Origin of the sequence: Ruminococcus sp. AF17-22AC, from assembly GCF_003460065.1 — a bacterium.
GTDB lineage: Bacteria > Bacillota > Clostridia > Lachnospirales > Lachnospiraceae > Blautia_A.
This window is the reverse complement of sequence record NZ_QRXT01000001.1, coordinates 348,258-361,603: the sequence shown is the minus strand read 5'-3', so window position 1 is coordinate 361,603 and position 13,346 is coordinate 348,258. Positions and strand designations below refer to the sequence as shown.

The 13,346-nt window shown below is 41.8% G+C and carries 14 protein-coding genes; 1 reads left to right on the top strand and 13 read right to left on the bottom strand.

What is annotated here, in order from left to right; genetic code table 11:
- From DWW86_RS01875 to DWW86_RS01855, 5 genes are all read right to left on the bottom strand, one after another.
- A complete protein-coding gene (locus DWW86_RS01875; protein ID WP_117942106.1) occupies window positions 1–624 on the bottom strand; it encodes a hypothetical protein in 624 nt (207 codons plus the stop codon).
- A gap of 15 nt (window positions 625–639) precedes the next feature.
- Window positions 640–2,550: a YgiQ family radical SAM protein gene (locus DWW86_RS01870; protein WP_117942105.1), complete on the bottom strand. Its 1,911-nt coding sequence runs from the start codon at window positions 2,548–2,550 to the stop codon at window positions 640–642.
- A gap of 9 nt (window positions 2,551–2,559) precedes the next feature.
- A complete protein-coding gene (locus tag DWW86_RS01865; protein ID WP_117942104.1) occupies window positions 2,560–3,366 on the bottom strand; it encodes a GTP pyrophosphokinase in 807 nt (268 codons plus the stop codon).
- Between the two features lie 99 nt (window positions 3,367–3,465).
- Window positions 3,466–4,275: a M23 family metallopeptidase gene (locus DWW86_RS01860; RefSeq protein ID WP_117942252.1), complete on the bottom strand. Its 810-nt coding sequence runs from the start codon at window positions 4,273–4,275 to the stop codon at window positions 3,466–3,468.
- 116 nt (window positions 4,276–4,391) lie between these two features.
- Window positions 4,392–5,843: an aminoacyl-histidine dipeptidase gene (locus DWW86_RS01855; RefSeq protein WP_117942103.1), complete on the bottom strand. Its 1,452-nt coding sequence runs from the start codon at window positions 5,841–5,843 to the stop codon at window positions 4,392–4,394.
- Between the two features lie 105 nt (window positions 5,844–5,948).
- On the opposite strand from DWW86_RS01855, the gene DWW86_RS01850 reads away from it, so the two are divergent.
- A complete protein-coding gene (locus tag DWW86_RS01850; RefSeq protein WP_117942102.1) occupies window positions 5,949–6,890 on the top strand; it encodes a hypothetical protein in 942 nt (313 codons plus the stop codon).
- On the opposite strand, the gene DWW86_RS01845 is transcribed toward DWW86_RS01850, so the two are convergent.
- From DWW86_RS01845 to DWW86_RS01805, 8 genes are all read right to left on the bottom strand, one after another.
- Window positions 6,867–7,499, bottom strand: coding sequence for an ATPase (locus DWW86_RS01845; RefSeq protein ID WP_072521170.1), 633 nt, complete (start codon window positions 7,497–7,499; stop codon window positions 6,867–6,869). The genes DWW86_RS01850 and DWW86_RS01845 overlap by 24 nt on opposite strands.
- Before the next feature lie 19 nt (window positions 7,500–7,518).
- Entirely contained in the window at window positions 7,519–8,013 is a 495-nt protein-coding gene (gene coaD, locus DWW86_RS01840; RefSeq protein WP_117942101.1) for a pantetheine-phosphate adenylyltransferase, read from the bottom strand.
- Window positions 8,014–8,021: 8 nt separating this feature from the next.
- Window positions 8,022–8,576: a 16S rRNA (guanine(966)-N(2))-methyltransferase RsmD gene (rsmD, locus tag DWW86_RS01835; protein WP_072521172.1), complete on the bottom strand. Its 555-nt coding sequence runs from the start codon at window positions 8,574–8,576 to the stop codon at window positions 8,022–8,024.
- Window positions 8,573–8,968 carry a methylglyoxal synthase gene (locus tag DWW86_RS01830; protein ID WP_015542690.1) on the bottom strand — a complete coding sequence of 132 codons (396 nt, stop codon included), beginning with the start codon at window positions 8,966–8,968 and terminating at the stop codon, window positions 8,573–8,575. The genes rsmD and DWW86_RS01830 overlap by 4 nt, the downstream gene beginning before the upstream one ends.
- A gap of 212 nt (window positions 8,969–9,180) precedes the next feature.
- Window positions 9,181–10,875: a recombinase family protein gene (locus tag DWW86_RS01825; RefSeq protein ID WP_117942100.1), complete on the bottom strand. Its 1,695-nt coding sequence runs from the start codon at window positions 10,873–10,875 to the stop codon at window positions 9,181–9,183.
- 191 nt (window positions 10,876–11,066) lie between these two features.
- The gene (locus tag DWW86_RS01820; protein ID WP_117942099.1) at window positions 11,067–11,285 is read right to left on the bottom strand and encodes a hypothetical protein; all 219 of its coding nucleotides are present in this window, start codon (window positions 11,283–11,285) and stop codon (window positions 11,067–11,069) included.
- A gap of 389 nt (window positions 11,286–11,674) precedes the next feature.
- Window positions 11,675–12,532: a DnaA ATPase domain-containing protein gene (locus DWW86_RS01810; protein ID WP_117942097.1), complete on the bottom strand. Its 858-nt coding sequence runs from the start codon at window positions 12,530–12,532 to the stop codon at window positions 11,675–11,677.
- Entirely contained in the window at window positions 12,435–13,328 is an 894-nt protein-coding gene (locus DWW86_RS01805) for a hypothetical protein (RefSeq protein WP_207661394.1), read from the bottom strand. Before DWW86_RS01805 ends, DWW86_RS01810 begins: the two co-directional genes overlap by 98 nt.
- Window positions 13,329–13,346 lie beyond the last annotated feature (18 nt).

The following is a 13,346-nucleotide window of genomic DNA, read 5'->3' as shown; positions in this document are numbered from 1 at the left end:
TTACAGGCAGATCGCAAGGATGGTGTGTTTGATCAGCTCATCTCTTGACAGATCCGGGTATTTTTCATCCGGACGGAATTTGATGCCCTCTTCCAGAGATTCTTTATGTTCATTCATAGAATCAAGACGTTCCAGAAACTGCTCCAGTCTGGTAAATATCTTTACATTGACTTTGAAACCGTTTCCGCGGAGAATCTTCTGCGCTTCCTGTTCCATAAATGCAAGATTGATTTTGGGATCGCTGCTGTAGCCGACGACAACATTTCCGCAGATTGCAAATGCGTCGATGGAAGCACTTTTTTCATAAAAGGTCATGTACATTTCGTAGGACATGGTAAGCTTTCCAGCATGCTGGCTGATTTTTTTATAAACAGAAGCATCCAGTGGTCTGGCACGAAAGATCATGATCAGGCTGACCAGTGATTTACATGCAGGCAGACAGCCGACAACTGCTACGACAGTCCAGATCGTCAGTCTTGTATGAAAATATAATAATGCAGTGAAAAAAATCAACAATGGTACAGCAAACAAAATGGATGTGATGAGAATACGCCTTTTTTTCTCTGAGGAAAGGTATCCGAAATCGCCCTTGCTTCTGTTGGAAAATATATTTATTTTGCTCATGAAACGCTCCTTTTGTTATTTTCGAGTCTTTTTCTTGTGGGTATTACGGATCGTTCGACCGGTCCTTTTTCCGGAGGATGCTTTATGACCAGTGGAAGTACGCTCTGTACGCTGGTTGTTGTCTTTGCTGTCTCGCTCCGGACGGATCAGGCATTTCGGTCCAAAGCCAACCAGATCCATCCGACCTGCTTTTTTGAGTCCTTCAAGGACCAGCTTGCGGTTGGCGGGATTTTTGTACTGCATCAGTGCACGCTGAATTGCTTTTTCGTGAGGATCCCTTGGCACATAGACTGGTGTTCCGTCTCGCGGATCAATGCCGGTATAATACATACAGGTAGACAGCGTAGATGGTGTCGGATAAAAATCCTGTACCTGTTCCGGTGTGAAACCGAGATCACGTACATATTCAGCAAGTTTAACCGCGTCTTTGAGCGTACACCCCGGATGGGATGACATAAAATAAGGTACCGCGTACTGTTTTTTGCCGGTAGCCTGATTTTCTTTGTCATAAGCTTTGATGAAAGCTTCATAGACCTGATGGTTCGGTTTGCCCATGTAATGAAGTACCTGATTGGAAACATGTTCCGGTGCAACGCGGAGCTGACCGCTGATATGGTGCTTTACAAGTTCTTTCAAAAAAACAGGACTTTTGTCTGCAACTACATAATCAAACCGGACGCCTGAACGGATAAATACTTTTTTGACACCTGGAATTTCACGCAGCTTCCGAAGCAGAGAAACGTAGTCTGAATGATCCGCTCTGAGGTTTTTGCAGGGCTCAGGAAACAGACACTGCCTGTTCGGGCAGACACCCTTGGTCAGCTGTTTCTGACACGAAGGCTGACGGAAATCTGCGGTAGGTCCGCCGACATCATGAATATAACCTTTGAAATCCGGATCCTGTGTCATTTTTATGGCTTCTCTGAGTATAGATTCATGACTCCTGGTCTGCAGAATCCTTCCCTGATGAAAAGTCAGCGCACAGAAACTACAGCCGCCAAAACAACCACGGTTGCTTGTGAGACTGAATTTGATTTCTTCCAGAGCAGGAATGCCGCCCATGGAATCATAGACCGGATGCCATGTCTCACGATACGGAAGATCGTAGACATCGTCCATCTCCTGCTGTGTCAGAGGAAGCGCCGGCGGATTCTGTATGACATATCCTCTGTTACCATAATCTTCTGCAAGCGGATGTGCAGTGAACGGATCTGTATTGCGATACTGTATATTGAAACTTTCGGCATATGTTTTTTTGTCTGCAGTGACGGCTTCAAAAGATGGAAGTACAATCGGATCATAAACACGGGAAAGTTCTTTGCTTTTGAAGACGGTCCCCGGAATATAGGTGATTTCCTCGACCGGAATTCCGCTCTGAAGAGCTTCTGCAATCTGGATGATGGAATGCTCTCCCATTCCATATGAAATCAGATCGGCACCGGAATCCATAAGGACGCTGCGGCGCACACGGTTACTCCAGTAGTCATAATGTGCCAGACGACGAAGACTTGCCTCGATGCCGCCGAGAATGATCGGTGTATGTTTGTAGGTCTGGCGGATAAGATTGCTGTAAACAACCGTTGGCATATCCGGTCGGAGCCCCATCTGTCCTCCCGGCGAATATGCATCTTTCTGACGGTGTTTACGTGATACGGTATAATGGTTTACCATCGAGTCCATATTTCCGGCCGTAACAAGAAATCCGAGACGTGGCTCACCAAATACCTGAATACTTTCTTTTTTGCGCCAGTCAGGCTGTGCAATGATTCCGACCCGATATCCTCTGCTCTCCAGCAGCCGGCTGATGATCGCGGAACCAAAAGAAGGATGGTCGATGTAGGCATCACCGGTAACGTAGACAAAGTCCACGCAGTCCCATCCTCTTTTCTGCATATCTTTTTTGTTTATTGGTAAAAAATCCTGCATGCGTTACTCCTAAAATGATACGGACTGTGCACGATAGCCCTCGGCAATAATATCAAGCTGACGGTGAAAACGTGCAAGCTGCTGCAGATCCTTCGTGCGGAAGACACGTAAAAATTCGTCCTGAATTTTTTCGACTTCCCGTTTGTTGGAAATCTTGTAAAGATTTTCGATGCTGAGAAGGATATCTTTGACAAGATTGGACTGCATCTGAGAAGAATTCTGCGCATCCATGATCTCATTGCGGACAGAGGACATTTCATGATCCAGTGCAATGATAGCGTCGGCTGCATTGCTGAGTCGTTCTGCTACATGCAAAGGCATTTCACCTTTGTATTTGTATTGCAGGGAATGTTCAATCGTTGCCCAGAAATTCATTGCCATAGTACGAATCTGGATTTCTGCCTGAAGTCTCTTCGGACCGCTGATCGTATCTACAGTATAATAAATAATCAGATGATAACTTCGGTATCCGCTCTGTTTGATGTGTTTGAGGTAATTTTTTTCACTTTTTATCACCATATCGCTGCGGTCTCGGATAATCGCGGCAACAGTATCAATATCTTCTTCGAACTGACATATGATACGGATTCCGGCGATGTCTTCTATTTCTTCTTCCATTTTATCCATCGGGATATGCTTGCGCTGCATTTTTTCCAGAATGCTTGGAAGACTTTTTACACGACCGCTGACCTGCTCTATCGGAGAATACAGGTCGTTTTGCTTATGTTCATCTATAATATGTTCAAATTTTACCATCAGTTCTCTGACGGCAAGCTCATATGGACATAAAATACTTCTCCATAACTGTATTTCCATATAAATCGCTCCTTGACGAGTTGTTGCATTGAAGAAATGTTCCATAGTACCGGAAGACAAAACTTCTCGTACATTATAACACAGATTGCAGATATTATGTTAAGAATATGTATACTTTCTTGTGTTTTTTCGAAGAATGTCCAGGATGTGGTAGGGATTTACACTCATCTCGTCAGTGTATAAGGTGGGAATATAAATTCCCAGATGCAGATGAACCGGGAATTTTCCGACGGTTCCCTCTTCTCCGTAGCCGGTATTTCCCATAAATCCAAGTATGTCTCCGGCAGAAACAGTATCACCGACTGTGAGATCCGGTTCATAAGAGGCAAGGTGCGCATAATAAAAAAAGGCACCGGATTCAGAACGGATTCCAATTCGGTAACCGCCGAGAGGAAGCCAGCCTTTCTGTTCGATGATGCCATCGGTGATGCTGATGATTGGATAATAGTTCGAAATGTTGCGCGAAGCAAAAATATCGGTACCTTCGTGCCTGCGTTCTCCTCCGTAGCTGCGTGGTGTCAGCCAGCTGTTTTCAAAAAAGACTGCTGTATCTGCAACAGGAAAGTATTCCAGATCCGACCAGATCATTTCATAGCATTTTTTCAGAAGAAGAAATTCTTCTCTTTTGTATTTCAGATAAGGCGCTGCATTTGCAGAGACGTTTTTGGGGTGGAAATCTCCATCAAGCATGGTTGTGGTGAGAAGTTCGGCAAATGGATGACCGAAATCAGATGTTTCAGACAGCTCTTTGTAGAGAGATGGAGGCAGAAACTGTTCCCGGAATTCATCAGAATTACAGGTTGTTGCTGTCAGACCTGAGGCATGGCTTCTGTCTTGAATCAGCCAGACCAGGATGAAGCAGTTAATAATAAATAAAATGAGGAGGAAAAACAGACGGGATGATTTCATACAGAAATAATCCTTTTTCGTAGGTCTTTTCATAATATATGCAAAAAGATCCCATCGAAGTGAGGGATCTTTTTGCAGGGCAGATAGATGATCTGATTTAAAAAGCTGCTTCAAAATCAGTCTTTTAACTGTTCCAGAACTTTGACAATGTAGTTCCATACACGTTCTGTGGAGGCAATGTCGAGAACCTCTTCAGAGGTGTGGATGCCTTTCATGTTTGGTCCGAGAGATACACAGTCAAGACCTTCAATCTTTTTGTAGAAAAGACCGCATTCGAGACCTGCATGGATGGCAACAACTTCCGGTTTCTGTCCGTACATTTCCTCGTAAACAGATACCATTTTGTCACGGAGAGGGGAATCTTTGCGGTATTCCCATGCCGGGTAAGCACCCTGAATTTCAAATTCTCCACCGAGGAATTCGGTCAGATACTGGATTTTATCAGAAAGAGCATCTCGGGCTGCTTCTACGGAGCTTCTGACACTGGAACTGGCGAAGAATTCATCGTCGGACAGCTTGACGATACCGATGTTTGTAGATGTTTCCACTAAACCTTCAATGTTGCCGCTCATTTTCTGTATGCCAAACGGAATCTGTACAAGGTAGAATAATACTTTTTCACGGCTGGTCGGATGAAGCACATCAGTTTCTGCATATCCTTCTTCTGTAATCTGGACAGTGATGTTGCTATCAGTACCTGCGTATTCTTCACGTATCCCTTTTTCTGCTTTGGCGGCACAGGCTTTTACTGCTTCGATATCTTCTCTGGCAACAAGGATTTCACATACGGCTTCTCTTGTGATGGCATTGTCTTTCTGACCACCTTCATAAGAAATGATTTCATAATCGGTGTCCTGTTTGAGAGCATAGAGAAATCTTCCCATAACAATGTTGGCATTTGCGCGTTTTTTATCAATTTCAGAACCGGAATGTCCGCCCATAAGTCCACAGACTTTTATCTGAAGTTTTTCACCCTCTGCTGCAACGCGCTGAACCGGAATGTGGCTGACTGCGGAAAGACCTCCGGCACAGCTGATCCAGAGACTTCCTTCTGCTTCAGAATCCATATTGATCATGCGTTTGCCGCTGAGTACGCTGCAATCCAGTCCGAAAGCTCCGAGAAGACCGATCTCTTCATCTACAGTAACCAGAACCTCCAATGCTGGGTGAGGGATGTCTGTGCTGTCAAGAAGTGCAAGGGAGTAAGCAACTGCAATGCCATCATCACCGCCGAGAGTGGTTCCGTTTGCAGATACGTATCCGTCTTTGACAGAAAGGTTCAGACCGTCTTTTGTAAAGTCATGCTCTACATCAGGTCTTTTTTCGCAGACCATATCCATATGTCCCTGAAGGATAACGGTCGGAGCATTTTCGTATCCTGGGGTCGCGGGTTTGTAGATAACGACGTTGTTCAGTTCATCCTGAACATATTTGAAGCCATGCTCTTTTGCAAAATCTACAAGATAATCACTGATCTGTCTGGTGTTTCTGGAACCATGCGGGATCTTGCAGATTTCCTCAAAATAATAAAAGACTTTTTTCGGTTCGCAATTTTCTAATACTCTCATATTGATTTCCTCCATGAAATAAATGATAACAATCATTATTTGTTATATTTTATCGACATATCTGTCTGATATGTGGCATAAAGTAAAGCAAAGCATATAAAAAATATGAATATGAAAAGACTTTTTTTTACAATATTCTGCGTCATGCAGATTGGTTTTATACTTGTGTATCCGGCGGAAGCGCTTAAAGCAGCCAGAGAAGGCTTGAATCTGTGGCTGAATGTCATGATTCCGACACTCCTGCCTTTTCTTATCCTTACCGGAATACTGGTGCAGACAGACCAGATTAGTCGGTTACTGGCACCGCTTAAAAAACTATGGAAAATTGTTTTGGGTATTTCTCCTGCCGGTGCATATGCAGTTCTGGTCGGAATGCTGTGTGGTTATCCTATGGGGGCAAAAACAACATCGGATCTTTATGAAAATGGAGAGATTACCAAAAATGAAGCAGAATATCTACTTACCTTTGTGAATCAGCCAAGCCCGGTATTTGTTCGTACATATCTGTGTCAGATCTGTCTGAATGGCAGTGTTCCATTTTGCAGAATGCTGTTGATTCTTCTTGTGTCTGAATGGATGACAGCACAGTTTTTTCGTTTTATAGTTTTCAGAAAGAAAAACTATTTCCGTGAAGAAACATTTACGAAAAAAGAGACACCCGTCATAAGCTCACCAGGAGCTTTTCTGGATGTCTCCATTATGAATGGGTTTGAAACAATTACCCGGCTGGGTGGATACATTCTTATGTTTTCAATTTGGTCCGCCTGCATCAGCCGCTGGTATATACCACATAGTGTTCCGGGATATTTGCTGACCGGAATACTGGAACTGACTACCGGTCTATATCGTCTGCAATTGCTGGTACTGCCGGACATAACAAAAGGTATGCTGGCAGTTTTCCTTACTGCATGTGGCGGAATCTGTATAACTGCCCAGACCAGAAGTCTTGTGACAAAAGAACTGTCCGTAAAATTCTATATTGTGGCAAAACTTCTGAATGGTGTAATTGCTGTGGCTTTATTCTTATTCGTCACCAAGATCGTCTAAAAGACTGTCTTCTTCCGGTGCCTTACTAAGATCCTCATGATAAGATCCTGTCATGGCTGCAGCCTGTGCAGTCTGCGGAGCCAGTTCCTGACGGTTGTGGTTTACAACATCAAGGCAGCTCTGAAGAGAATCAATAAATCCTTTGTATTTGCCGCCGGCATCTTCAAGAGTCTGAGTCAGTACAGAACCGATGTTTGCCATCATATCATCTGTATAAGTGATGGCGCTCAGACGAATACTGTTTGCATCCTGAGTGGCGGAATCAAGGATTTCCTGTGCCTGCTTGTTGGCTGCATTGATGGTATCGTTTGCCTGTGCGTATGCTTTCTGCATGATCTCATGCTGTGTGACAAGTTCCTGGGCCTTTGCCTGTGCATCCGCGATGATACCGTCTGCTTTGGACTGTGCATCTTCCAGAATGGCATCCTTATTGCTGATGATCTTCTGATAACGTTTGATCTCGTCCGGCGTTTTCAGACGAAGCTCTCTTAAGAGCTCTTCGATCTCTTCTTTGTTTACAATGATCTTTGTTGCGGATAAAGGCTGGAATTTACAGCTCTCTATAAACTCGTCAATTTCATCAATAATCTGTTCGATTCTGCTGCTCATAGTATATTCTCCATTCTCTTTAATTTTTCTCGTTTACCTGCTGAAGTTTCGTGCGTAATGTCGTGGTGATCTCCGGCGGCGCAAATTTTGACAAATCTCCTCCGAAGCGGGCGACTTCCTTCATAATGGTGGAACTGACATAAGCATATTCCAGACTAGTAGTGAGGAATACAGTATCTACATCAGGAGCAAGAACTCGATTTGTCTGTGCCATCTGGAGTTCATACTCAAAGTCCGTGACAGCACGCAAACCACGCACGATTACCTGTGCGTGATTCTCTCTTGCGAAATTAACAGAAAGACCGTCAAATGGTTTAATGATTACATTTGGTATGTCTTTTGTCGCCTTTTCCAATATATTAACACGTTCTTCCACAGAAAACAACGGACTTTTTGAAGAATTATACAAAACTCCGACTACTACTCTGTCGAAAGAGACGCTTGCACGCCGGATGACATCCAGATGACCATAGGTCGCCGGATCAAAACTTCCGGGGTATACTGCTGTTACCATGTGTGATCTCACTTTCTTTTATACAAAAATACATGTTTGTTTGTCTTGTATTCTTTAGAGCGTGCCAGTTCATATCCGAGATCGGTCACATAGGAAAAATCCGTATGCAGATCAGCTTCTGTGATGATCAGTGTGTGTTCATCAGCAAGTGAGCTGTCTGTCAGGTATTCAAGAACCTGACGTTCCAGATCGTGATTATATGGCGGATCCATAAAAATACAGTCAAAGGCTCCTCCGCCCTCAAGGGAACGAAGTGCCTGTAAAACATCCATGTTCAGAAGTTTACCATGTTCGGCAAGCTTTGTAAATGAAAGATTGTCACGGATACAGTTGCAGGCCCTTGGATTCTTTTCTACGAATACAGCATATGCAGCGCCACGGCTTAATGCTTCAATGCCAATTCCTCCGCTTCCGCTGAAAAGATCAAGAAAGCGGCAGTCAGGCATTTCAGGCTGCAGAATATTGAACAGTGTTTCTTTTATACGGTCAGTTGTCGGTCGTGTTTCCATGCCAGGTACGGTTTTGAGATTAAGCCGTCTGGCTGTTCCTGCTATTACTCTCATTTTAAATTCAGTCTCCAATCCAGATCACCACGGGCAAGTCCGAGAATCAGAAGTTCAGCGGTTGCGATATTGGTAGCAACCGGGATATTATACTGGTCACAGCGCATGACTATAGCCTGAATATCAGGTTCTTTTGGATCCATCATAACAGGATTATAAAAAAGAATGACCATATCAAGATCCTGACGCTCTACCATTTCCATAAACTGTTTGTCTCCGCCAATGCTTCCTGCAAGAAACTTATGCACATGAAGGTTTGTGGCTTCTTCAATTCGACGACCGGTAGTTCCTGTGGCATAAACCTCATGCTTGGCGAGTATATTCTTGTATGCGATACAGAAATCTTCGATAAGTACTTTTTTACTGTTGTGTGCAATGATTCCTAAATTCATCGTTCATCTCTCCATTTTCACCAATACATTACTGGTTTTTTAGTTATAATATAGCTATTCTCATATATTATAACAAGTCAACAAAAAATTGGCAATTATTTCTTGAAAATTTATACAAAAAAACAGTGCAGTCCGGAATCTGATTACAGATTTTGGAGCTGCACTGTCTTTATCCTGAATAATTCAGGAGTTTAGGTTATTGATCAGAATGCTCAGTACTGTTCGTTCTGGGAACTTCCGGACATCTGGCGTTCCTGCTGTTCGATCATCTTTTTAAATAAGTTCACCGAACAACGCATACTTTTTCCACTAACAAATGACATTTCTGTCGTAATTCCATCTTTCAAATAAAATACCAGCTTTGCTTCTTTTTCGCCTATTGGATTAACAACTATTTTTTTCAAAAAACTGTCTACAACTGTCTTGGTTATGTCGTCCGGGCTGATTCCATCAAGCTGTTTTATGGAATGTGCAATTGCTCTGATTTGGTTTTCTATCGGAACAATATCATCCTGTATGGTTGACAGTTTTTCGATTTGCTTCTTGTATTCTTCAATTTGAGCTTCTAGTTTTTGGCTCTTTTCAATGAATACAGCATCACTAATAGCTCCGTCCAGATTGTATTCCAGTAGCTTATCACTTTTGCGTTCAGCGACATTTATTTGCTTTTCGAGTCTTTTAATTTCAGTTGATGCATCTGCCTGGTTCATGGATGAATGATATATTTTAATGAACTTTTCGGCAATTTGTTCAATATCACCAGAAGATTCACGAATTAATTTCGCAATAACTTCTCGAAGTTCTCTGTCATCAATGTAAAAAGAATCACAGCTTGCAGCACCTTCTTTTATTTTCTTACTGCAAACCCATTTAACATCTTCTTTTCCTCGAAGTGTTCTTTGTTTAAGCCAATATGATGCGCCGTCATTTCCGCAAATAAGCATCCCTGTGAACACATTTTCACTCTTTTTGATAGATGTTCTACGGGTTTTTACAATCTCGCCACGTGCATCAATATATTCGTTTGCTTTTTTCCACACTTCTTCGTCAACGATTTGTGGAACATGGCTTCCGTCGTCTTTAAACATCACCCATTCTGATTCTGGAAGAAACTCCTGCTTTTTGGTGAACATATCAACAATCTTAACTTTACCACCGGCATAATATCCTTTATACTTTGGGTTTCTTATAATGTGGCGAATAACATTCCTGTCGATTTTACCGCCTTTGTAATTGCGATAGCCCATGTTGTATAATTTTTTTTCTAATTGAGGCGTTGTCCATTCACCGGATGCATAGTCTTCAAAAATCATTCTAACCATTTGAGCTTCAGATTCATTTATCGTGAGTTTTCCGTCTTTTTTGTCGTACCCGTAAATCCTAGAGTTCCCAAGGACAACCCCGTTTTTAATAGATTGCTTGTGTCCAAATTTAACACGGTTAGAAAGCTTTCGGACTTCATCTTGTGCGACGCCAGCCATGATCGTCAATCGAAGTTCGCTGTCTTCATCAATGGTGTTGATGTTGTCATTCTGAAACCACACGCATACGCCCCAAGAAAGCATTTGCCTGGTATACTGGATACTGTCAAGTGTATTTCTGGCAAAACGCGTGATCTCTTTTGTGATAAGCATATCAAATTTCCCGTTCTTTGCATCTTCAAGCATTTCTTTGAACTGCTCACGATGTTTGGTTTGTATGCCAGATATGCCATTATCAATATATCCTTTAGCAAACTTCCAGTTTCTATTGCTTTTAATGAATTCTTTATAATACTGGGTTTGGTGTTCAATGGATACCTGCTGGTCTTCGGAATCTGTACTTACACGAGCGTAAAAAGCAACTCGTAAATTCAAATCATAAATAGAACGGGTTCTTAGCCTTTCTCTTGTATGGTATATGTTCATTTCGATTCTCCTTCAAAAAGGAGCGAAACCATTTATATTATACTCCATACAATGATTTCGCTCAATGCTTTTTAACATTTATTTATTTGCGTGATGATTTTTGTATATACTTCTCGACTTATTATACCTTCATCATATAATCTCTTATTTATAATCAGCATGACTATCTTATCGGTCACATGACATCCCTCCTAATTCACAAAATCAAAAATATTCATCTGTCCTTGTATTTCTTCTATTTCATCTTTTGTAAAAAATTTGCAGGCTGTCCAATTTGGATTCCAGTCAGTATCCAATTCGTAATTTAAGCATTTGCATCTTTTGACGTTTTTAAACATCGCGCATTCAAAGCATTGATGTTCATAGTTCGTACCGCCCGAACGCTTGTACATTTCGCTGATTCTTCTCATAGGCTGATGTCCTTCCATAATTCCGGGCATCTGGCAAAGTCATGCTCGCATTCTGTATATATGATGCATTTGTGGCAATCATGCCTACCAATTTGCTTTGCGTATTGTCGTATTACTTTCCTACATATAAGCACCAGTTCTGGCGTGATATCTAACTTTTCGTCTTTGCCCTCCATACTTTTCTCCTTTTCTTTGTTGCTGCATATTCAAATTTGCCTTCTTTTATGCAATCTCTTGGGTCACATCCTCGACTATGGCCGACCACAAAAATATAATCGCACGGTTGCATTTTCCCTGATGTACCGTTTGATTTCGGATAGAACCTACAATCTATGCACTGACGATTAGTCAAATTCTGAATTTCTTGTGGTGTCAATTTTTTCCACGGTTTACGCTTGTTTTCCATTTTCACCGCCTTGAATCTTTTTGATAAGTTCCTGTTTCATTGCGTCCGCTATGTGTTCCCTGACTGATTCTTCAGGAAAAGGGATTTCCAATGATCGCTCTAAAATTCTGTTCGTAATGCGGTCATCATATTTCAATCGGGAAATAGGATAATTACTGGTGAAAATTGTGGTTTTCTTGTCCACATACCGACCATTGATGATTCCGTAGAATTTTTCATTAATCCAATCTTTCCCAGATTCCGCACCAAAATCGTCAATAATTAGAATATCCGCATAGGTCAAATCACTAATTAGCTTATTCTCTGCGTTTTTTCCTCGTTCTCCCCATGTTGACTTTATCTCATCGAGAATTTTTAGGGATGTTGTAAATTTTACCGATTTCTGATGCTTTTCTATCATCTCATTTGCCATGCTGCATACAAGCCTTGTCTTTCCAGAGCCTTTAGTATTTGAATATATGTACAGCCCAATTCCCTGTTTCTGCATCTGTTGGATATTTTCGAGCCAATATTTAACAGCTTTTGCCGCCTGTATGAATATTTCCTTACTTTCTGGAAGTTGATACACGCTGCTTTTCATATTTGAAAATCTGCATTCCTTGTACATATCCGGCATTTCAGCAAATTGCAGCTGGTTCTGCAAAATCATCTTCTTTCTGATTCCGCAATGGCATTCTTCGCAATATGGAATGCCATTATCATCCCTTGACCATATCCAACCAGAACCGCCACAATCAGGACAATCAGTCTGCAAATGGAGTGTCTGAGATTTTGCTTCCTCCGCATTGTTCAAATGGGATAAGCGGTTTGACATGTCTTTGAGCTGTTCTAGTGGTTCCATGTTGCCCCTCCTTGTTGTAGTTTCCTTCCAACGTCTTAAGGAAATTATTTGGTTTAACAAACCAGTCAAATGTTATCATCCAACCTCTGTTATTCTCTCCTCGAAGAAAATCACTGTTACGGACGTTGTTGATTGCATTAAGAACTTCATCAATTCCGTATTCGCGGATTCGCCCTTTGAGTAACTGATATCTTTTTGATGATGGTTTGATATCACGTATCGGATTGATGCCAACTTCCTGTAATTTGTTCCATTCCTCGATGACACGTCGGACATCAGTCTGACATATAGTATCTAAAGATACTATTAATTTATTATCTTTCTCTTTATCTATATCTTTATCTATATTTAAACCTTTATCTGAGTGCGTCTTTGTTGCGTCTTTGTTGCGCCTTTGTTGCGTCTGCCGTCCAGAACGTTCTATCAGCCGAGTATCATCAATCGGATTCCCACCCGTCAAAGAGTAACTACCGTTATCCTTTAAAAGCAACATTTTCTTTTCGTCTGTATATGACGTTTCAACATACCGATCTCTTGACAATGTGTTATGCATTCGCCAGTGTTTGATTACTATTACACCGTCTTCAAACGTAAGAACAAACCTTTTTGCAATCAATAATCGCAGATCATCTTCGCTTGCTCCTGTGATTTTCATTATCCTTTTTGGGTTTCCAATAAATCCATCATCGTCAGCCCTCATATTCAAATGGAAATATAAGCATTGCGTTGTTGCCGGCATATCCAAAAATGCGTCACTGTCAACAATTTTCATCGTAAACATTCGTTTCTGTGCCAATTCTAAAATTCCTTTCTC

Coding starts and splice junctions, on each gene's coding strand:
- DWW86_RS01875 (WP_117942106.1), bottom strand. CDS start 624: ATGAGCAAAATAAATATATTTTCCAACAGAAGCAAGGGCGATTTCGGA.
- DWW86_RS01870 (WP_117942105.1), bottom strand. CDS start 2,550: ATGCAGGATTTTTTACCAATAAACAAAAAAGATATGCAGAAAAGAGGA.
- DWW86_RS01865 (WP_117942104.1), bottom strand. CDS start 3,366: ATGGAAATACAGTTATGGAGAAGTATTTTATGTCCATATGAGCTTGCC.
- DWW86_RS01860 (WP_117942252.1), bottom strand. CDS start 4,275: ATGAAATCATCCCGTCTGTTTTTCCTCCTCATTTTATTTATTATTAAC.
- DWW86_RS01855 (WP_117942103.1), bottom strand. CDS start 5,843: ATGAGAGTATTAGAAAATTGCGAACCGAAAAAAGTCTTTTATTATTTT.
- DWW86_RS01850 (WP_117942102.1), top strand. CDS start 5,949: ATGAATATGAAAAGACTTTTTTTTACAATATTCTGCGTCATGCAGATT.
- DWW86_RS01845 (WP_072521170.1), bottom strand. CDS start 7,499: ATGAGCAGCAGAATCGAACAGATTATTGATGAAATTGACGAGTTTATA.
- coaD (WP_117942101.1), bottom strand. CDS start 8,013: ATGGTAACAGCAGTATACCCCGGAAGTTTTGATCCGGCGACCTATGGT.
- rsmD (WP_072521172.1), bottom strand. CDS start 8,576: ATGAGAGTAATAGCAGGAACAGCCAGACGGCTTAATCTCAAAACCGTA.
- DWW86_RS01830 (WP_015542690.1), bottom strand. CDS start 8,968: ATGAATTTAGGAATCATTGCACACAACAGTAAAAAAGTACTTATCGAA.
- DWW86_RS01825 (WP_117942100.1), bottom strand. CDS start 10,875: ATGAACATATACCATACAAGAGAAAGGCTAAGAACCCGTTCTATTTAT.
- DWW86_RS01820 (WP_117942099.1), bottom strand. CDS start 11,285: ATGAGAAGAATCAGCGAAATGTACAAGCGTTCGGGCGGTACGAACTAT.
- DWW86_RS01810 (WP_117942097.1), bottom strand. CDS start 12,532: ATGGAACCACTAGAACAGCTCAAAGACATGTCAAACCGCTTATCCCAT.